Genomic DNA, 19488 nt, shown 5'->3' with positions numbered 1-19488 from the left:
AAGAGCCCCCGAACCGCCTTGCGCAGGTGGTTCGGGGGCTCTTTCGCGCGCTGGAGAGACGGGCTGCGGAGTCCGCCCGGACAGGGGGCGGGTCGGGCGACGGGAGTCCGGCGGCGCGAGTCGGGTGGGCTACGGCCGATTCGGCTTCCCGGTGGGGCTCGGTGGCTACGGCCGATTGGTTTCCCGGTGGGTCTTCAGGGCCTGACGGCAGGTCTGGTCGGCCTGGCGGGTGGTTTCCGGGAGGCGGTAGCGCGAGGTGAGGGCAAGCACGTGCGCACAGGCCGTGTCCAGATCGACGCCGTGGCCGATCGACACGAACACCGGCTTGATCGCATCGCGGGTACGCAGCGCGCGCCCGACCACGTCACCTTCGTACACGAGGTCGGCCGCCTCACCCCGCTTCTCCCCCGGCGTCTCGTACACGCCGACGAAGGACGTCTTCCCGACCCCGACGGCCGGCAGCCCGGTCAGCACGCCGAGGTGGCAGGCCAGCCCGAACCGGCGCGGATGGGCCAGGCCCTGACCGTCACAGACGAGCAGGTCCGGCGTGGTGTCGAGCTGTTCGAGCGCGGCCAACAGCGCCGGTACCTCACGGAAGGCGAACAGGCCGGGCACGTACGGAAAGGTCGCCACGCCATGCACGACGGACCGCTCCACCACGGCGTGCGTGCGAGCGTCCAACACCACCACGGCCGCGGCCAGTTCGTCGGAGTCCTCGGCGTAGGCCACATCCAACCCGGCCACGAATCGCACATCCGTCGGCCCCGGCCCGGGCCCAACGGTGTCCACCGACGGGCGCAACCGATCCTGCACGGCCAACGCCTCGGCAGTGGTCCGAGGCCAGGGCGCGGCTGAGGCGGTTGCGGCGGTTGCCTCGATCGCCTCGGCCGCGCCCGTCGTGTCGGCCGCGCCGGTCGCGGAAGAGGTGCTCATCCCGAAACGCTACCCCGGGCGTTCCGCGCCACCGCTCGATATCGGCGATCGGCGCCGCCCGGGTGACCCGCCCGACGACCGGGCGGCGGCCGGGACGGGCCGCCTCGTCATCCCGGCAGGGGCACCCGGGCGTGGGCGCCGGTGCGGCCGGTGCCGAATACGGCGGTGGCGCCCAGGTAGGTGCGGGCCTGATCGCGGGTCAGGCCGTGTCCGGCGACCAGCAGTTCCTCGCCCTGGGCGGCGCACTGGCGCAGCGCGAGGGCCGGGTCGGCGGCGATGCCCAGCGGGATCAGCGCGTCCGCCGTGGTCGCGAACGGGCGGCGGGGGTTGCCGAATCGTATGCGGACCACCTCGTACGGAATGACCTCGACGCGCAGGGTGACCCGTAGCGGTCCCTCCAGCGCCGCGCCGTGGCCGTGCGCCAGGCGCGGGCCTCCGAGGTGGAGCAGGGCGCCGGCGGTCTGCACCGGCAGGTGGAGGGTGGTGCCGGCGCCCAGGATCGGCAGGTCGAGGTTGCCGCCGTGCGAACCCACCCGGGTGGACAGGCGGCGCAGGCCGTCGGGGGTCGCCACCCCGAGTACCGCCAGGCTCGGCCGCAGCCGCAGCCGCAGGTCACCGGCCGCGGTGGGGACCCGGGCGAAGCCGTCCCGGATCGGGCACACGGTGACCGGCGGGGTGCCGCGACCCCGGCCGTGCCGCTCGGTCAGCACGCCGTAGGAGGTCCGCGGGGCCAGGTCGAGCAGGTGCACCGCGAGTACGTCACCCGGCCGCGCGCCGGCCACCGCGATCGGGCCGGTGATCACATGGGGGCCGTCCACGACCGGGTCGTGCGCGACGTCGGACGCGGCCAACTCGCGGTGGTCCGCCGGCACGCGGTCGGCCGGGATGTGGTGCCGGCCGAAGAAGGCCACCGGGTCCCGGCCCTGTTCGCCGAGCAGGCCCTCGTGCGACACCGTGTCCACGGTCAGCGTCTCGCCCGAGTCGGCGAGCAGCACGGGACGGTCCCGGGCTCCGGGCAGCCAACCCCACAAAACGGTGCCGGGCCGGGACGGCAGGTGCTGCCGGCGCCGCCTGGGGCCCGGTACGGCGACGGGGGGCGCCTCGGTGATGGTCATGGGGACGGTTGTACGGGTGCGCCGTTGCCGGTCGGCGTCGGTCGCGTTACGTAGCCGTTTCACCCGCGAAGGGTGGTCCGTAACGACGCCGAAACGCCCGCGCAACAGCGCCCGGCCACAGTGGGGCGNGGCGAGGCGGCGATGCGGTACCAGGACCGCGACGGCCGGCCCCGACACGCGCGGATTCGAGTCCCAGGGGGTAGCGATGAACGACAGGATCACCTTGTTCGGCGCCACGCTGCCGGATGGACGTGCGCGCGACGTGGTGCTGCGCAACGGTCGGATCAGCATGCTGCGCGAGCCGGGTCGGCTGTGCCGAGAGACCTGCGCCGGCCTGGACCTGACCGGCTACCTGCTGCTGCCGGCACCTGCCGAGCCGCACGTACACCTCGATCGCGCGTTGACCTGGGAGCCGGTGGGCTCGGATCCGGACGGACGCGACGGCGCGTGGCGATCCTGGCTGGTCCGGCCCGCGCCCTACCATCCCGGCGACCTGCGGCGGCGCTCGCGTGCGGCGTTGCGCACGCTGGCCGGGCACGGGGTGACCGCTGTGCGAACGCACCTGGACATCGGCGCGGGCCGTACGCCGCTGCGCGCGGTCGAGGTGATGGCCGAACTGCGCGCCGAGTTCGATCGTGTGCTCGACCTGCAGATCGTCGCGGTCCCGGTGCCGGGGACGAGTGACCGCACCATCGTGGACGCGGTGAGTGCGGGCGCGCGGGTGATCGGTGGGCGGCCGAGGTTCGCGTCGGACTGTCGGCAGGAGATCCGACGGCTGTTGCGGCTCGCCGACCGGGCCGAGGTGGCGTTGGACCTGCATCTGGACGACGGCTTCGACCCGCGGCTGCTCGCGGTCGGCGACCTGGCCCGGCTGTTGCGCGCGTCGGGCTTCGACCGGCCGGTGACGGCCAGTCATCTGGCCGGCCTGAACCGGCTCGCACCGTCCGCACTCGGGCGGGTCGGCGAGACGATCGCCGCCTCCGGCATGCGGGTCGTGGCGTTGCCCTCGGAGCGTGGTTGCGGACTGCCGATCCGCGAACTCGTCGCGGCGGGCGTCACCGTCGCCGCCGGCGGTGACCACCTGCGCACCGCGGGGCATCCGATGGGCCTGGCCGACCCACTGGCCACGGCCGCCGCCACCGGACTGCCCGCCGCCCAGGCCTGGGCCGCGGTGGCCGGGCACGCCCGAAACGTATTGGGCCTGGATCCCGGTGGCCTCGAACCGGGCGCCGCAGCCGACCTGTTCGCGGTCCGCGCAGGATCCCTCGCGGAGGCACTGCAAACCCGCCCACAGGACCGCATCGTGCTCCGCGGCGGCCGCGTGGTCGCCCGCAGCGGCCGGCTTGCCCCCATCGACCGGAGCACATCCCTTGCCCAGGACGCGCAGGTGAGCCGAGGCCGCGTTCCTGCTGCCGCATAGGCTCAGCCGACCGGGTCGGGGAAGACCCGCACGGCTTCGCGTACACCCCGACCTCCCGCACCAGCCGAACGCCCGTCGCCCCGACCCGAACGGCCGCGAAGCGGACGGGCCGCCCGCCCCGGAATCGGCGGCCGGCCCAAGCGAAGCCACCTCCGCCGACGCCCCACCGGCCCGGCCCATGCATATGACGGCCCAGCAGGGGTGCCTGATGCACGTCCGCTCCGCAGCCGCGGTCCGCCACTCGCTCCGCGATGGGTTGCCGTCCGCTACGCGGTCGCTCATCAAGCCCGGCCCACACGCGCTCGCAAACCCGGCCGGCCCCGGTACACCCGTGTACTCGCCCACTCGGCAAGCAGCCCCGGCCCGGTGAAGGCCGACGCGGATTCGGGCGCAGTCCCGGATTCGGAACCAAGCCAACGCGGTCCGCCACACCGCCACACCGCCCGCCGCCCGCCGCCCGCCGCCCGTTGCTCGCAACAGCGCACACGTCCGCCCCGCGTCCGGCGCCCCACGTGCGGGACGCCGGACGCAGCGAGGCGCCCCCTTCTTCCCGTAGTCGGGGTAAGGGATGCGCTCGGATCGGTGCCTCGAACGCCAAGAGCGCGTCAACAGGTCGGCCGTGCGGCCTGGTTCGGAGTGAGGCTTGGAGGCGGTCGAAAGGAGGCCGCCATGTTCGCCGCAATTCGTCGGGTCACCGGAATCCGCCGCACCGCCTCGATCCACCGGGCCGACGCGCGCCGGGTCGAGGGCGGTCCACAGGCCGTCGTGGTGCCGATCGTCCGGATGGACGCCGCCGCCATCGCCGCGCTGTCCGCCGCCCGGACGATGGCCGGTCGGGCGATCGCCGTGCACGTCACGCGGGCCGGCGAACAGGCCGCGCGGGACGCGCTGGTGGCCGCGTGGGATGCGTCCGGCGTGGATGCGCCGCTGAGCGTGGTCCACGACGAGCGCGATCGGCTCGTCGAGGCACTGGCGACCTTCGTCCGCGGACTGCCCGAGCAGCGGGTGGCCGTGCTGCTCCCGGCCGCCGACGCCGACCCGGCCCGTAGGCGCAGCCGGCGGCACGACGTCCTGGTCGACGCGCTGCGCGTGGAGGGCTGTGCGGTCCGGGTGGACCGCGCCGCCGCACCGGCCGAGCACACTCCGGCCGAGAGTGCTCCGGCCGACGGTTCTCGGAAACCGCTGGTCACCGCGGCTTGACGCCGGTTCGGACCGGCGTGCGCACCGGCTCGGGGGTGGACGTCCGCGGGTGGTCGCGCACCATCGCCAACGCCGCCGCCAACGCCGCGGCGCCCGCGCAACCCGCCGCCACGGCGAAGGCGACCGCATACCCATGGGCGAGATGCGCCGGTGTCGGCCGCGACCCGGTGGCCTCGGCCGCGATCGTGCTGAGTACGGCGAGCCCGACCGCGCCACTCACCTGCCGGGTGGTGTTGAGCAGACCCGAGGCGAGTCCGGCACGCTCGCGCGGCACGCCGGCCGTGGCCGATTGCGCGATCGGCGTGAAGCAGGCCCCGATACCGAGTCCGAACAGCGCGCCCGGCAGGCCCACCGACGGCACGTAGGAACCGTGTTCGCCCAGCCCCAGGGCCAGCCACAGGAAGCCCACTGCGGCGATCGCCGCCCCGCCGACGGTGATCCGCCGGGTGCCGTGCCCGGCCATCAGCGCGCCGGCTCCACGTGCGCCGATCATCAGCGTGCCGGCGATCGGCAGGAAGGCCAGCCCCGCCTCGAGCGGCGAGTACGCGTGCACGCCTTGGAGGTAGAGCGACAGCAGCACCGGGCTGGCGAAGAAGCCGAGGCCCATCAGGAACATCACGACATTGGCGCCGGACACCGAGCGGGCCCGGAAGATGTCCAACGGGACCAGCGGCTCCCGGGCCCAACGCCCCTGGTGGACCAGGAAGACAGCGAACAGCGTGAGACCGCCGGCGACCGAGCCCCAGACCGCCGGCGCGGTCCAGCCCTTCGGCACCGACTCCATCGTCCCGTAGACCGCCAGGGTCAACCCGCCGGTCGCGAGCAGCGCACCGACCACGTCGATCCGCCCGCGCCGCCCGGCCCGCGCCGAGACCGGCAGCACCCGCCACGCGACCAGCAGCGCGAGCACGCCCAGCGGCACGTTGACCAGGAACACCCAGCGCCAGTTCAGGAAATCGGTGAGCACCCCGCCGAGCACGGTGCCCGCGCCGCTGCCCACCGCGCCGACCATGCTCCACACCATCAGCGCCCTGGTCCGCCGCGGCCCGTCCGGGAAGGTGTGCTGGAGCAGCGTCAGCGTGGTCGGCATCAGCAGCGCGCCGCCCAGACCCTGTACGGCGCGTGCCGCAAGCAGCGTCCCCGGCGCGTCCACGAGGCCGCAGGCAAGGCTGGCCAGGGTGAACAACACGAGGCCGGCCGGCATCATCCGCCGCGTGCCGAAGAAGTCCGCACACCGACCGCCGATCAGCAGGAAGCCGGAGAAGGCGAGCGTGTACGCGTTTACCACCCACGGCAGCGCCGAGCCGGAGAAGTCCAGGTCGTCCCGGATGTCGGGGAGTGCGACGGCCACGATCGTGGCGTCCAGGATCACGATGAACACGGCCAGGCAGGACAGGCCGAGCAGGACCCTCTCGGGTGGTGTGCGCATGGTGCTCCTTCGCCCGGAGGCGGATCGAGGGCAGTCGGAAGACCGCCGATGGATCAGAAGATTAGGCTGCCCTAAGTTGTTTGTGAAGCTCTTTCACTAAAGCAGTCCGAGCAGTGTGGATTCGGTGACCGCGGCCTCCCGAGCGCACGGCCGCCGCCTCCCGAGGACCCGGCCGCCACCTCCCCTGCCGCACGGCCGCCGGCTAGGCTGGACCGCATGTCACAGGCCCCGCGACCCGCGCTCCGCACGCCCCGACTCGGCCGGCCGGCCCGCCTGGACCTGGACCGGATCGTGGCCGCCGCGTCGACCATGGACCTGGACACGCTCACCATGCAGGCGCTCGCCGAGCGGCTCGGCGTGGCCACCTCGGCGCTGTACCGGTGGGTGGACGGCCGCGAGGGACTGCTCGATCTGGTCAGCAGCCGGATGGCGGAGCGGGTCGTACCCGCCGTGCCGCCGACCGCCGAGACCTGGCAGGTGTGGCTGCTCGACCTGGCCCGGTCGGTGCGCCGCGAGTTCGCCGCCGTCCCGGGCTTCGCGACGCGGATGCTCACCGGATCGCACCGGGTCGCGGGACACCTGCGGATCGAGGAGGGCGCGGTCGCCGCGTTCATGCTCGGCGGCGCGGATCGTGAGCACGCCCGGCAGTACTGGTACGTGTTCGCCGCCGCCGTGCTCGGCTGGACCTCGATCGAGGAGGGCGGGCGCTTTCCGGCCGACCCGCCGATGGACTTCGAGGTGCTGCTCGACGTACTGATGCGCGGCTACCGGGCCTGAGCGTGCCGATGCGCGGGGTATCGAATCCGAGCCCGAATCCGCGCCCGCCACGCCGGATGCACACCGGCGCCGCGGGCCGGCGGAACCGGCGTCGCCGATCCCGGAACATGACCGTTTAGGCTGCCGGGGCGTTGTGCCCATCCACCGGAGGCCGAAGTGACCGAAAGCAGAGCAGGCGGACCGCCCGCGCGGCGTGGCCCCGGCGAGTTGGAGTCGGAGATTCTGTCGCTGCTGTGGACGTCGCCGACGGCGATGGGCGCGGGCGCGGTCCAGGAGCAGTTGTCCGGTGAGCTGGCCTACACGACGGTGGTGACCATCCTGTCCCGCCTGCACGACAAGGGCGTGCTCCAGCGCACCCGGTCGGGCCGCTCGTACGTGTACGCGCCGGTGTACGACGAGGCCGGCCTCGCCGCGCGGCGGATGCGACAGGTGCTGGACAAGGAGGGCGACCGGCAGGCGGTACTCGCGCGGTTCGTCTCGGATCTGTCCACCGACGACGAGGCGCTGCTGCGCCGGCTGTTGGAAGAGGGCGGGTCGTAGTCGCGTGCGTTGGATCGTCTACCTGCCGCTGCTGCTGCCGATAACCGCGGTCCCCGTGGCCCGGCTCGCCGCCGACCACCTCGCGCCGCGCCGCGTGGTGGGTCTGCTCACCGCGCTGACCTCGGTACTGGCGCTGTGCGCGACCATCAGCCTGGGCCTGCTCACCGTGGTGGGCACGGCGCAACTCCCGGGCGTACCGCTGCCCGACCACTGGTCGGACCCGCAGGTGCGGGCCTCGATTCCCAACGTGCAGGTGATCGGCTCGCTGGCGAGCGCGGCGCTGACCTCGGCCCTGGTGTGCGTGTCGGTCGTGCTGTGGCGTCGGCGACGTGCGCTCGCGGTGCTGCGCGCGGGGGTCGCGGCGGCGGGCGACACGGAGTTGACCGTGCTGCCCATCGGACCGCCGACCGCGTTCGCGTTGCCCGGGCGTCGGCCCCGGATCGTGGTCTCGGCGTCGATGCTGGCACGGCTGGACGCGGACGAGCGACGGGCACTGTTGGCCCACGAGCGGGCGCATCTGAGCGGCCGGCACGATCGGGTGCTGCTGGTGGCGACGCTGGCGATGTGCGCTCATCCGCTGCTGCGGCCGATGCGCACGGCGATCGGGTACGCGCTGGAGCGCTGCGCGGACGAGGCCGCCGCGCGCGTGGTGGGCGACCGTCGGGTGGTGGCGCGCGCGGTGGGCAAGGCCGCGCTGGCGGGCCCCGTCACGCCGCACGGTGCGATGGCCGCGACCGGCGGCCCGGTCCCGCGCCGGGTGGCCGCCCTGCTCGCCCCGACCCCGGCCGACCGCTGGCCCACCCCGTGGAGCCGCCCCGGCGCGGCCACCCTGGTCGCCCTCGGCGGCGCCGCACTGTCCACGTGGGCCACCTGGGACGCGGCCATCGACCTGCACGCCATCCTGCTGACGGCCGACCACATGTTGTGACGCGTGCCGGACGCGGGTCAGTACGTGGGAAAGTCCGCCGTCGCGATCGAGAAACCGAACCCCGGTAGCGGTACGTCCCGGCCGAACGCGTAGGCCGCCCGCGCGGTGTATCGGCCGCCCTTCGGCTCGGAATAGACCGTGATCGTGCCCTGGCGCGGATCGATGATCAGGTAGACCGGGATTCCCATGCGCGGGTAGTCACGCAGCTTGGCCTCCCAGTCGTTCTCCGGATTCGACCGGGCCACGACCTCGGCGGCAAGCCGCAAGTCGGCGGCGGGAACGTGGTTCTCGACGGTGAGCAGATCGTCCTCCGGGAAGACGCACACGTCGGGGTTGCGCCTTATCAGGTTGGCGTCGTCGAGGACATCCATCCCGCCGTGCACCGCCATCCCCGCCCACTCGTCGCGCCCGGCGATCCCGTGCTCGATACGCATGCGCAGGCGACGCGCGATGAACTCGTGGATGCCGGACGGGCCGGTCATCATCACCAGCGTGCCGTCGCTGATCTCGACCTTGTAGTTGGCCGGCGTCCGCACACTGTCGGCGATGGCGGTCAGCCGGTCGAACTCCTCGCGGTCCATTTCACCCATGGTAGGTCGCGGATTCCGGGATCCCGGCCGGTCCGCATGTCGGTATGCGGTTGACCCGCGTCGGCGTCTGTGGCCAGAATCCATCCCGTGGGGATCACGGGGACTACGCGCACGGCCGGCATCGCCGGTCATGTCGTCGCGTGCGTGATGCGTCGGCACCGGATCACCCACCTCCCCGTCCCGCCCGGCACGAGCTGTCGCTAGGGCGTACGCCGGCCCCGGTTCGTCGCCTCCGCCACACCTCGGTCGACGGACCGTCACAACGCTCGACCGCCGATGTGCTCGGCGGTCCGCGCCCGCGTGCGCCCGCTTCGGATGACGTCTTCCTCCATCTGAAGGTCGAAAGGGACACCCACCCATGACTGCCACCACCATTGCCGTATCGCCCGTCTCGGCCCGAATAGGGGCCGTGGTCGAGGGAGTTCGCCTCGGCGGCGACCTCGACGCGATCACCGTGGACACCATCCGCGGCGCACTGCACCGGCACAAGGTGATCTTCTTCCGCGGCCAGGACCACCTGGACGACGCCGGTCAGCTCGCGTTCGGCCGGCTGCTCGGGGACCCGATCGGGCATCCGACCGCGTCCGCCGAGGGCGACCTGATCGTGCCGATCGACAGCGACCACGGCGTGGTCGCCGACCGCTGGCACACCGACGTCACGTTCGTGCCCGCGTATCCCCTCGCCTCCATCCTGCGCGCGGTGCACCTGCCCGACGTCGGCGGCGACACGCTGTGGGCCAACACCGCCGCCGCGTACGAGGATCTGCCCGCGCCACTGAAGGCGTTCGCCGACTCGCTGCGGGCGGTGCACAGCAACCGCTACGACTACGCGGCGGCCGACCCGGACAAGTTTTCCGCGGCGCAGAAGGACTACCGCGAGCTGTTCGAGTCGACCGCGTACGAAACCGAGCACCCGCTCGTGCGCGTGCACCCGGTCACCGGCGAACGCACGTTGCTCGCCGGGGCGTTCGTGCGTCGGCTGGTCGGCTTCGACGCCGAGGACTCGACGGCGCTGATCGAGCTGTTCCAGAACCACATCACCCGGGTCGAGAACACCGTGCGGTGGCAGTGGCGCGCGGGCGACGTGGCGATCTGGGACAACCGGGCGACCCAGCACCGGGTGATCGGCGACTTCGTCGGTACGCGGCGGCTGTTGCACCGGGTCACCATCAACGGTGACGTGCCGGTGGGTGTGGACGGCAGCAGCAGCCGAGTGCTGAAGCCGTCGGCGGCGTAGGTCTGGGCGATGCTCGGCTTACCGTCCTCGAGCGCCGGACGGGCCCCATTCAGCCCGTCCGGCGTTTGAGGACGAGCCCGTCCGGCGATCGAGGACGGTCACCCCGTTTTCCGGGCCGCCGCCAGGCGCTTGCTCGCCCCGTCCAGGAGTCGGCGCAGGTCCGCCTCGCGTGGTAGCGCCACCGGTAGGCGTTCGCCGTACGGCAGGTGCGTGCGGGCCTTGCGCCACAAGCGGTCCGGGAGGGTCTTCGGGTCCTGGTGGTAGCGGACCTTGGTGAGCAGTTGGCGAGCCTCGGCGTCGGCCGGGTTCAGGGCGAGGGTGACCGCCAGGTGTTCGGCGGCGGTGTTCCAGCGGCGGCCGCGTGCCGATCGGACCGCGTCGTTGAAGTGCCGGTCGGCCAACTCGACGAGGCCCGCGAGCGCGCCCAGGTCGCCGCCGCATGCCGGGCAGCGCTCGGTCAGGTCGGCGATCCGGCGCCGGCACAGGGGGCAGGTGATCGCGAACGCCATGTCACTTCTCCAGGGAGCTCTTCGGGAGCCGCAGCCCGATGTGCGGGGAGCCCTCCCGGATCTGTTCCATCCAGCGGTCGGCCCGGGCCCGCAGCGGCATGATCCGACCTCGATAGATCTCCACCAGCCGGCGATTGCCCGCCGCCTCGTCACGTACATCCACCTCGGCGGCGTCCTCGGCGATGGTGTCCAGTTCGCGCAGGTAGCCGTCCGCGTCGGCCCGATGCCGGCCCGCGGATGCCTGGTCCATCTCCTGGATCGAACGGCGCAGGTACTCGACCTCCTGAAGCACCGCGACCTGGAACTCGGCGGCGGTGAACTGCTGCGGGGAACGGCCGCCGTGCAGCATGCGCTCCGCCGCGTTGATCCGGTCCCGCACCGCCTCGTTGGCCAGGTGCCAGTCCATCTTGTTGCCCGCCGCGTAGGCGGCCCGACCGGTCGCCCGCAGGCCCGGGATCGCGCCGCGAAAACGCTCCGCCTCGGCCGGGTCGTGGTCCACCAGCCGGTCGGCCAGCCGGGCCAGGAAGGCCAGGTTGTCCTCGAACTCGCCGATCGCCGGGTTCAGCGCGCTGCCCGCCGTGGTGGCCACCCGCAGGCCCTGGACCAGCGTCTCCGCCTCCAGGATCTTGTGGTGCGTCTTGCCCGCGTCGACCCGGTCCCGGACCAGTTCGGCGATCTCGGCGAGCAGCCGATCCAGCGCCGGCCCGACCCGGATCGCGTCGGCCGCCGGGATCGCGTCCCGCTTCTCCGCCCAGCCGGTCAGCACCTGGCGGTGTCGCTCGGCCAGTTCCGGCCAGCCCGGGATCTCCCGACGCGGGATGTCGATCACCGCACTGCCCTCGGCGCCGACCTGCGGCAGCCGCGCCTCGGCCCGAATACTCCAGCCCGCCTCGAATTCGAGCGTCACCTCGACGGTCGAGCCGACCGGCACGTCCGTGGGCAGGTCCCGGATCGAGACCTCGCCGATCGGCACCAGGCCCTCGACCAGGCCGACCCGCAGGCTGGACCCCTGCGACGCGGTCTCCAGCCGGAAATCGGTGCGGTAGGGCACCATCGTCCCGGCCCGGACCACCACGTGCAGGCCGTCCACCAACTCGACCGAGAAGTCGTGCGCCAGCACGTCGCCGGTCGCGTCCGAACGCGGCTTGCCGTCGGATTCGATCAGCAGCTGCCGGGCCTCGATCTCCCGCCCGTTCACCACGACCTGCACCGTGAAGCCGTTCTCGCCATCGCGCAACGGCACGTCGGCGAACAGGAATCGACCCTCGGCGTCGGCCGTCTCGGCCAACCGCACCCGTCCGTCGTGCGAGCCGAGCAGGACCTGAGCGCCCGCCGGCGAGGCCAGTCCGGGACCGGCCAACACCCGGCCGCCGATGTCGGTCTCCGGCGGCAGCGCCTCGGGCCGGTCCAGCTCCAGATGTCCGCTGCGGCTGGGCACGTTCGCGGCCTTGAGCGCGGCGCCCAGCGCGACGCACAGGTCGGGGTTGAGCAACCGGGGCCCGCGCCCGAAGTGTTCGGTGAGCATCGTGGCCACCAGCGGGATCCGGGACGAGCCGCCGACCATGACGATCTCGTCCAGGTCGGCGGCGCTCATCCCGGCCCGCAGCAGCGCCCGGTCGCAGTCCTCCAGCGTGCCCCGGATCCGGTCCGCGATCATCTCCTCGAACTCCTCGCGGCGGATCGGCAGTCCGATGTTCATCGGGGTGCCGCGCCGGTCCTCGCAGTACTGGCTGACGATCTCGGTCTCCGGGTAGCGGGACAGGTCGTGCTTGGCCCCCTCGGCGACCGAGAGCAGTTGCGCCTCGACCTTCCCGTCGTCGGGGTTCTCGGTGTCGATCGCCAGGTCGTACTCGGGCAGTTGGGCCGCGATCCAGGACACGATCCGGCGGTCGAAATCGAACCCGCCCAGGTAGCGGTCGCCGCTGAACGAACGGTTCTCGAAGCCCACCTCGGGATCCCAGGTGACCACGGAGGTGTCGAACGTGCCGCCGCCGAGGTCGTAGACCAGGAACGTCTGCGGCTCGGTCAGCTCGCGGGCCCGCTCATGGGTGTAGGCAAGGGCCGCGGCCACCGGCTCGATCAGCGTCTCGACCACCTCCAGGCCGGCCGCCTGTCCCGCCCGCGTGGTCTCGTTCTTGGCCCGGGTCTCGAAGAACGCCGGCACGGTCACGATGGCGCGCTCGACCGGCACACCCAGGGTCTCCTCGGCCACCTGCTTGAGGTGGCGCAGGATGTGCGTGGACGCCTCCAGCGGGCTCAGCCGCGCGTGTCCGGCGGTGACCACCTGGTCGGTGCCCATGTTCCGCTTGAAGAACATCGCGGGCGGCGCACCCGGCAGCCGGGCCTTGTTCTTGGCCAACTGGCCGACGATCGCCCTGCCGCTCGGATCGATCCACACCGCCGAGGGCGTGGTCGGCGAGCGGTCCGGATTGGCCACGATCAGCGAGTCGCCGACCGGCCGCAACCGACGGGCCGCGATCAGCTCCTCCTTCCCGGGGATCTCCGCGTCGGCCGGTATGGCGATGCACGAGTTGGTCGTGCCCAGGTCGATGCCGACCACGATGCTCATCTGGTGGTACCGCCTTCGTCGTTCGCGTCGTTCACATCGTCCGAGGGGTCGGGATGTGGTGGGGCCGGCTCGGCTGCCGCCGCGTCGGGTGCGTCGGCCGAGTGCTCCACCCCGACCGGCGATCCCGGTGCGGTCGACGATCCCGGCTCGGTCGGCTGCTCCCCGGCGAGGTCCCGCTCGCCGCGCGCGTGCGCCGCTCCCTCGCGCTGAGCCGGGGTGGGTACGAAACCCAGGACGACCTGGGCGCGCCGGATCACCTCGCCGTCGTCCAGGAGTACGCCCGGCCGCAGGGTCTTGGTCACGATCATCGCGCCCTCGTCACCGCTGTCGGGCGCGTGCGCGACGTCCACCCGACGGCCCACCGCCGCGTAGACCTCGCCCACCGGATCGTCGAACCGCACGCCGGCCCGGTCCAGGGCGGTGGCGAACCGCCGGGCGATCGAGGCGAGTACGGCCGGCACCGGCTCGCCCTCCAGGCTGCCGCGCAGCTCGTGCAACGCGACCGCGGCATCCGCCGCCAGTCCGGTGTACCGCTCGTGCGTCGACTCCAGCCGCTTGCGCATCTCCTCGCGGCCCGCCTCACGTTCGCGCGCCGCGCGCCGCACCACGTCGTACACGAGCGCGAACGGCGGGTCGAGCGGGCGCTCGGGGACCGGCCGTTCGGTCTCGGTGATCGCCATCGGGTCCGCCATGGGATCCGCCGGTGGGTCCGCCACGAGGGGGCCCCGCTCGGGTGTCGCTGCCATCAGTGCGCCCCTTCTTCCGTCCACAACGGTACGAACTCGCGCGGCGCGGGCGCCGGCACCAGGCCCGCGAGCACGCGTCGATCGATGCCGATCCTGGCCGGACCGATCGACTCCGGCGGGTCGGTCTCGGCGAACTCCTCGGCCAGCTCGGCCGGATCCGGTCCGGGCCGCTCGGGCCGATGGGTGAGCAGTTCGGCGAGCAGCCGCCCGGCCGGGTCGGCCAGCGTCTCCTCCGCCGCGTTGACCTCGGCCGCGCCGAGCACCCGCCCGTGCACCGGGAAGCGGTCCGCGCTGCGGGCGATCCGCTGTCTGCGCTTGCGCACCCGGGCCTTGATCGCCGCCCGGCCGGCCAGGTCCGGATCCAGGTCCAGGATCTGAAAGGCCGTGCCGCGGTACGGGTTTCGACCCGCCTGCCAGGCCCAGGGGTTCTCCCGGGCGTTCTCGTCAGCGCTGCCGCCCATCGGCGCTCAACTCCATTCGGACCCGCGCGCCGACGCCAGGGACAGCACGACCCCGCGGAGCGCGTTGACGATGTCGGGATGATTCGCCTCCGGATCGGCGGCCACCTCGTCCGCGAGCCGGCGGGCGGTGGCCAGGTCGTCCGGCAGCACGGTATGCATGTTGATCAGCACCCGCGCCATGAACAGCCGACCCCACGGCCCCGGCGCGGACATCGCCAGCGCCCGACGCAGCGCGTCCCGGACGTGGCCGTCCGGCAGGCCCTGGCGCTGTCGGGCGGTGGCGGCCAGGGCCCATTCCTCGGCGGCGAGCTGTTCCACGTCGCGGTACATGTTCTTGACCGCGAGGTCGCGGTCGAGTTCGAGCGCGCGCAACAGGTGCCGGCCCGAGCGCAGGGTGGCCTGTTCCAGCGCGGCGGGTTCGCTCGCCGGGCCGGATTCCAGCTCGCGCACCACGATCCCGCGCCAGTATTCGTGCCTGGCCAGCTCGACCGCGAACGAGCCCTCGGGGGTGCCGATCTCGTCCCAGGCCGGGAGCACCAGCCGGGCCACCCGCTCGACCAGCGGCTCGATCTTTCGGGCCCAGCCCGCTGCGGCGACCACGATCTCGATATGTCGCCGGGCCGCGTACAGCAGGGCTCGGGCCAGCCCGGGGTTGCCCGGGTCCACCGCGAGCCACGAGGCGAGCAGGTCGATCACCTCGTCGAAGCGGCCCTCCTCCACGTCGCGGGACGCCTCGGCCAGCACCTCGCGCACCAGGTCGGCCCGGGCGCCCAGGATCGCCGAGCGCGGAAAGCCGGACTCGCGGACCAGGTCCACGTGCGAGCGGGCGCGCAGCGGGTCGTGGACGCGGTGCTCGGCGGCCAGGGTCAGGTGCGGCGCGAGCAGGTCGCGGGGCAACCGCTCACGCACCTCCTGCACGGTCGCCGCCGACACCTCGGTCCCGCCGACCGCCTCCAGGTGCTCGTGCATCCGGTCCCAGAACGCGCTGTCGTGGTAGAGCTCGGCCCAGTGCGCCAACGCCCCTTTCCAGTAGGGGAACGCGGCCTCGGCATCACCGGCCGTCTCCAGGTCGTAGGCGCGCGCGTGCAGCGCCACCGCGAGATGGTGGGTGCGCCACGAACCGCCGCCGCTCGCCCACAACTCCTCGGCCCGCGCGCTCCACGGCTGCGCGTCGCCGCCGCTGCCCAGACTCGCGTAGGCGTCGCCGTCCACCGCGTCCTCGCCGACCCCGTGGGCGCGCAGCCGGGCGGCGAACGCGCGCAGCGTCGCCCGGTCAGTCATCGGCACTCCCCACCACGAGCGTGTCCGCCGCGACCCGGACCCGGACCGAGGTGACCACCCGACCGGCCGCGTCGCCCTCGTCGAGCAGCCGCAGGATGCTCGGCACGACGGCGTTGACACAGCGGTTGACCCCGCGCGCGGCCTCCTCGGGCCGGCCGCGCCAGGCCACGGTGGCGATGTGGGCGGCGGCCTCGTCGGTCCAGCCCAGTTCGACGCCGATCTGCTCGCGCAGCCGCGCGGCGAGCCGGATCAGGCCGTTCTCGGCGATTCCGCGCAGTTCGGTGGGGCCGAACGGCGAGTACAGGATCACCTCGTCCACGCGGTTGAGGAACTCGGGTCGGAAGAACCCCTCCATGGTCCGGCGCAGTCGCGCGCTCGCGGCGGTGTTGCCGGTGGAGCCCTCGGCCAGGATCGAGCCGATCAGGTTCTCCACGCTGTCCACGTCGTCCTCGACCGCCTCGGCCGCCGAGTGCGTCGCACCCAGGTTGGTGGTCAGGATCACCACCGCGTCGTGCGCCTCGCGGACCGGGCCGGCCGGATCGCTGATCCGGCCCTCGTCCAGCAGCCGCAGCAGCGCGTCGAGCACCCGCGCGTCGGCCTTCTCCACCTCGTCGAACAGGAAGACCCGGCGCGGGTTGTCCCGCAGTCCGTTGGTCAACTTGCCCTCGCCGAAGCCGACATAGCCCGGCGGCGCGCCGATGAAGTTGTTGATCGACTCACGCGCGCTGAACTGCCCCATCTCGAAGACCAGGACATCCTCCTCCGAGCCGTAGACGACCTGGGCCAGCAGCCGCGCGGTCATCGTCTTGCCCGACCCGCTGGGTCCGCACAGCAGCAGTGCCGCACGCGGCCGGTCGTCCGGTCGGAAACCGCGGGTCAGCGAGCGCTTGATCAGCTCGATGTGGAAGGCCAGTCGCTCGACCACGCTCTCCTGGCCGATCAGCCGGGACCGGACCCAGCGCACCGCCTCCTCGGGGGAGAGCGGTTCGACGGCTCGGGTCGGCTCGGGCGCGGCGGGTTCGCGGTAGTAGGTGTCGGCGAAGCGGCGCAGCCGGTCCAGATCCAGGCCGATGTCGCGAAAGAAGCCGGCCGCCAGCCCGCTGGGGGTGTCCAGCAGCGCGGCGAGCAGGTCCCGTTCGGTGATCGGGCCGGCCGCGTCCGGGTCGGCACCCGGATCGGCTCGGGTCGCGGCGAAGGCCGCCGCCCGGCGCAGGGTCGACCGCAGCGACTCGTCCGGCCCGGCCGGGCCGGTGCCCGGCGCGGTACGGCCCCGGGTGCCGGTGAGCGCGATGGTCTGCTCGCGCAGCGCCCGAACGTCGCGGCGCAGAAACAGGAACGCCTGTTCGAGCAGGCCACCCGGGGTGGTGGCCAGCGCGTGCAGCAGCAGCGCGATGCCGCACCGTTCGTGGCCCAGACCGGCCGCTTCGGTGGCCATCATCGCCAGCACCCGGCGGGCTCCCGGGCCGAACGCCGCGGGATCGATCGACCCGTCGGACCGCAGCACCTCGACCGCCGGGCGCGGTGTGGCCACCTCCGCCTGCCAGGCGGCCAGGTCGACCCGGCCGTAGCCGACGAGCAGGTCCACCGCGCCCACTTCCAGGCGTGGCAACAACTCGGCGAGCAGCGCGCGTTCGTCGACGTATCCGGTGTCGGCCGCGGCCGTGAAGGCGATCCGCAGGTCGGCGGTGACGGGCAGGCCGCCCAGCAGGCCGGCGGCCGACCGACCGTTGGAATGCGGCTCCGATCCGGCTCGCCCGGCGGACCCGGCGGACCCGGCGCCGAGTCCGCCGCCGCCGAGCAGGCCGGCCGCGAGCACGTCGGGCGGAATGCCCTGGCGGTCGAACAGCCCCGCAGCGCGCCCGCCGTCGATCCGGGCCAGCGCGATCAGCGCGTGGGCGACCTCGACGGTGTCCGCGCCGAGTTCGCGCGCCACCGCGGCGGCGCCGGCGAAGCGGCGGGTCGCCGCGAGCAGCGCGCTGTCGAACACCTGCTCCGGCACCCCCAGGATGTCCGTGTCCACGTCGTCTCCCCCGCCTCGCTCGCCCGGCTCGCCGTCCACGTCGCGCCGTTCACGCCTCGTCGCCGTCGAGCAGTCGCTCGGCCAGGTCCGCCCGGGCCCGGGCCACCTCCGGCCTGCCCGCGCCCAGGGCGCGCACGCCCGAGGCCAGTATTCGGTACGCGGCGGCCGTCGAGACGGCTTGGCCGAGCCGCCCGGCGCGCAGGTCCGGCGGCAACGACTCCACCAGCGCGGCGGCCAGTTCGGGATCGACCCGGGCGACCCGATGCAGCACCAGGCCGGGGCCGAGCGGGGTACTGCGGGACCAGGCCGTGCCGTACCGCTCGAACAGGTCGCGCGCGGCGTCCGCCACCATCGCGTCGTGGTCCTCCAACGCACCCAGCAACAACCGCACGGGCCACGTGTCCGGATGCGGCCCGCCGGCGTCGCCGTCCCCGGCCTCGCGCAGACCGCGCCGCAACAGCCGGACCGCACCCATGTCGTCGCCGCGCTCCAGCAGGTCCGCCGCCTCCAGTACCAGCGCCGCCGGCGAGCCGGGCCGGGTGCCGGCGGCCGGCCGGCCGTCCCGGGCCGCGACGGCGGCCCGGTGCAGCTCGCCGTACTCCGCGTGGTCCGGGTCCAGCATCGCCGCTTCGTACAGGAACCGGACCGCCCGGCCCGGGTCGCCGCCGACCAGCTCCCGATGTCCCTCGACGGCGAGCCGATGGGCCAACCGCGGGGCCGCCGCGGCGCACCCCTGCTCGAAGGCGAGGCGGTAGCACGTACGGGCCTCGGTCTCCTCGCCGCGCGCCGCCGCCCGATCGCCCAGCACACACGCCCAGTCGCCGCGCCCGGTCGGCGCACCCGGCGGCGCGACCACCGGCAGCAGCCGCCACAGGTCGTGGTCGAGGTGTCGGGACGGCTGCTCGAAGCGCTCCTCCAGGCGTTCCAGCACGCGCGTGGTGGCGGCCACCCGCCAGTGCCGGACCGGCGCGCGGGGGTCCAGGGCGCCGAGTACCTCCAGGAGCGCGCGCTCCAGCGGGCGCGGCCCGTTCGCCAGCGCCTGGTCCAGGATGCCCCAGGTTTCGGCGAAGCCGTCGCCCGGCTGCACCACCCACCAGCGCAGCACCGCGTCCACCGCGCGTGGGTACCGACCCTGCGGGTCGCGCGCGAGCACGTCCGCGAGCATCCGCGCGGCGGTCTCCGGCTGCTGGGCGGCGACCGCCTCGACCTGACTCTCGATCAGCCCCCGGTTGCGGGCCACCTCGGCATCGGAGGCGTTGGCCAGAAAGTCCCGCATCGCGACGAGTCGAGGCTCCACCTCGCCCTCCCGATGCGTGGCCATCCGGAACGCCCGCACCGCCCCGGCATCCGACATGGCGTCTCCCCCGCGAACACGACCGGCGCGACGGCACCGGCCGCGACGACGTACAAGCAGCACGGTACTCGGCCACACCAACACCAGGGAGCGCACCCGGTGAACCCGTCCCCGTAACGTGATCGTCACCGATGGTGAGACCGCTCGCGGCGGAAAACCCGGGTGAGAGCGGCCCCGAACATCGGGTAGTATTTCTCTCGCAGCAAGCGCCGCTAGCTCAGTTGGTTAGAGCAGCTGACTCTTAATCAGCGGGTCCGGGGTTCGAGTCCCTGGCGGCGCACAGTGGCAACAAGCAGAAAGGCCCACCGGTTTCCGGTGGGCCTTTCTTGTTGGGCGACTTCGTCGCCGGCTCGCGAGGCACCACCTTTTTCTCTCCCCC

The 19488-nt window shown here is 73.4% G+C and carries 17 protein-coding genes and 1 tRNA gene; 7 read left to right on the top strand and 11 right to left on the bottom strand.

The window, feature by feature from the left end; genetic code table 11:
• Positions 1 to 165 precede the first annotated feature (165 nt).
• Positions 166 to 933: a deoxyribonuclease V gene (gene nfi, locus A3IC_RS0113535; protein ID WP_020550589.1), complete on the bottom strand. Its 768-nt coding sequence runs from the start codon at positions 931 to 933 to the stop codon at positions 166 to 168.
• A gap of 107 nt (positions 934 to 1040) precedes the next feature.
• Positions 1041 to 2048: an acetamidase/formamidase family protein gene (locus tag A3IC_RS54245; RefSeq protein WP_020550588.1), complete on the bottom strand. Its 1008-nt coding sequence runs from the start codon at positions 2046 to 2048 to the stop codon at positions 1041 to 1043.
• 205 nt (positions 2049 to 2253) lie between these two features.
• Here A3IC_RS54245 and A3IC_RS54240 point away from each other — a divergent pair, with 205 nt between their 5' ends.
• Both A3IC_RS54240 and A3IC_RS0113520 read left to right on the top strand, forming a co-directional pair.
• Complete coding sequence (locus tag A3IC_RS54240; protein ID WP_020550587.1) at positions 2254 to 3468, top strand: amidohydrolase family protein; 1215 nt, start codon at positions 2254 to 2256, stop codon at positions 3466 to 3468.
• 669 nt (positions 3469 to 4137) lie between these two features.
• Positions 4138 to 4668 (top strand): hypothetical protein, encoded by a 531-nt coding sequence (locus tag A3IC_RS0113520; protein WP_020550586.1) that lies wholly within the window; start codon positions 4138 to 4140, stop codon positions 4666 to 4668.
• Here A3IC_RS0113520 and A3IC_RS54235 read toward each other — a convergent pair.
• Positions 4655 to 6097: an MFS transporter gene (locus A3IC_RS54235; protein ID WP_020550585.1), complete on the bottom strand. Its 1443-nt coding sequence runs from the start codon at positions 6095 to 6097 to the stop codon at positions 4655 to 4657. The genes A3IC_RS0113520 and A3IC_RS54235 overlap by 14 nt on opposite strands.
• A gap of 216 nt (positions 6098 to 6313) precedes the next feature.
• On the opposite strand from A3IC_RS54235, the gene A3IC_RS0113510 reads away from it, so the two are divergent.
• The 3 genes from A3IC_RS0113510 (at position 6314) to A3IC_RS0113500 (ending at position 8342) form a co-directional block, all read left to right on the top strand.
• The gene (locus tag A3IC_RS0113510) at positions 6314 to 6874 is read left to right on the top strand and encodes a TetR family transcriptional regulator (protein ID WP_020550584.1); all 561 of its coding nucleotides are present in this window, start codon (positions 6314 to 6316) and stop codon (positions 6872 to 6874) included.
• 156 nt (positions 6875 to 7030) lie between these two features.
• A complete protein-coding gene (locus tag A3IC_RS0113505; RefSeq protein WP_026218222.1) occupies positions 7031 to 7414 on the top strand; it encodes a BlaI/MecI/CopY family transcriptional regulator in 384 nt (127 codons plus the stop codon).
• 4 nt (positions 7415 to 7418) lie between these two features.
• Complete coding sequence (locus tag A3IC_RS0113500; protein WP_020550582.1) at positions 7419 to 8342, top strand: M56 family metallopeptidase; 924 nt, start codon at positions 7419 to 7421, stop codon at positions 8340 to 8342.
• A gap of 17 nt (positions 8343 to 8359) precedes the next feature.
• Here A3IC_RS0113500 and A3IC_RS66735 read toward each other — a convergent pair whose 3' ends face one another.
• On the bottom strand, positions 8360 to 8923 hold the full coding sequence (locus tag A3IC_RS66735) for a Uma2 family endonuclease (RefSeq protein WP_020550581.1): 564 nt from the start codon (positions 8921 to 8923) through the stop codon (positions 8360 to 8362).
• Between the two features lie 367 nt (positions 8924 to 9290).
• Between A3IC_RS66735 and A3IC_RS0113490 the strand changes: the two genes are divergently transcribed.
• Positions 9291 to 10169 carry a TauD/TfdA dioxygenase family protein gene (locus A3IC_RS0113490; RefSeq protein ID WP_026218220.1) on the top strand — a complete coding sequence of 293 codons (879 nt, stop codon included), beginning with the start codon at positions 9291 to 9293 and terminating at the stop codon, positions 10167 to 10169.
• 98 nt (positions 10170 to 10267) lie between these two features.
• Here the strand turns inward: A3IC_RS0113490 and A3IC_RS0113485 are convergent, their stop codons facing one another.
• Genes A3IC_RS0113485 through A3IC_RS68635 form a run of 7 tightly spaced genes read right to left on the bottom strand, consistent with a single transcriptional unit; the run spans position 10268 to position 19109 of the window.
• Entirely contained in the window at positions 10268 to 10678 is a 411-nt protein-coding gene (locus A3IC_RS0113485; protein WP_020550579.1) for a hypothetical protein, read from the bottom strand.
• A 1-nt stretch (position 10679) separates the two neighbouring features.
• Complete coding sequence (locus A3IC_RS62235; RefSeq protein WP_020550578.1) at positions 10680 to 13247, bottom strand: Hsp70 family protein; 2568 nt, start codon at positions 13245 to 13247, stop codon at positions 10680 to 10682.
• On the bottom strand, positions 13244 to 13993 hold the full coding sequence (locus A3IC_RS0113475) for a hypothetical protein (RefSeq protein ID WP_020550577.1): 750 nt from the start codon (positions 13991 to 13993) through the stop codon (positions 13244 to 13246). Before A3IC_RS0113475 ends, A3IC_RS62235 begins: the two co-directional genes overlap by 4 nt.
• Complete coding sequence (locus A3IC_RS0113470) at positions 13993 to 14454, bottom strand: hypothetical protein (protein WP_020550576.1); 462 nt, start codon at positions 14452 to 14454, stop codon at positions 13993 to 13995. The genes A3IC_RS0113475 and A3IC_RS0113470 overlap by 1 nt, the downstream gene beginning before the upstream one ends.
• A 6-nt stretch (positions 14455 to 14460) precedes the next feature.
• A complete protein-coding gene (locus A3IC_RS0113465) occupies positions 14461 to 15735 on the bottom strand; it encodes a hypothetical protein (RefSeq protein ID WP_158695946.1) in 1275 nt (424 codons plus the stop codon).
• Complete coding sequence (locus tag A3IC_RS0113460) at positions 15728 to 17755, bottom strand: ATP-dependent Clp protease ATP-binding subunit (protein ID WP_158695945.1); 2028 nt, start codon at positions 17753 to 17755, stop codon at positions 15728 to 15730. The genes A3IC_RS0113465 and A3IC_RS0113460 overlap by 8 nt, the downstream gene beginning before the upstream one ends.
• Positions 17756 to 17804: 49 nt before the next feature.
• Entirely contained in the window at positions 17805 to 19109 is a 1305-nt protein-coding gene (locus tag A3IC_RS68635; protein ID WP_020550573.1) for a hypothetical protein, read from the bottom strand.
• Between the two features lie 206 nt (positions 19110 to 19315).
• On the opposite strand from A3IC_RS68635, the gene A3IC_RS0113450 reads away from it, so the two are divergent.
• Positions 19316 to 19389: transfer RNA gene (locus A3IC_RS0113450), tRNA-Lys, on the top strand.
• Positions 19390 to 19488: the final 99 nt, after the last annotated feature.

This window comes from Embleya scabrispora DSM 41855 (assembly GCF_000372745.1).
In the GTDB taxonomy this organism is placed as follows: domain Bacteria; phylum Actinomycetota; class Actinomycetes; order Streptomycetales; family Streptomycetaceae; genus Embleya; species Embleya scabrispora.
The sequence above is the reverse complement of the archived record's forward strand: the minus strand, read 5'-3'. Positions and strand labels throughout refer to the sequence as shown.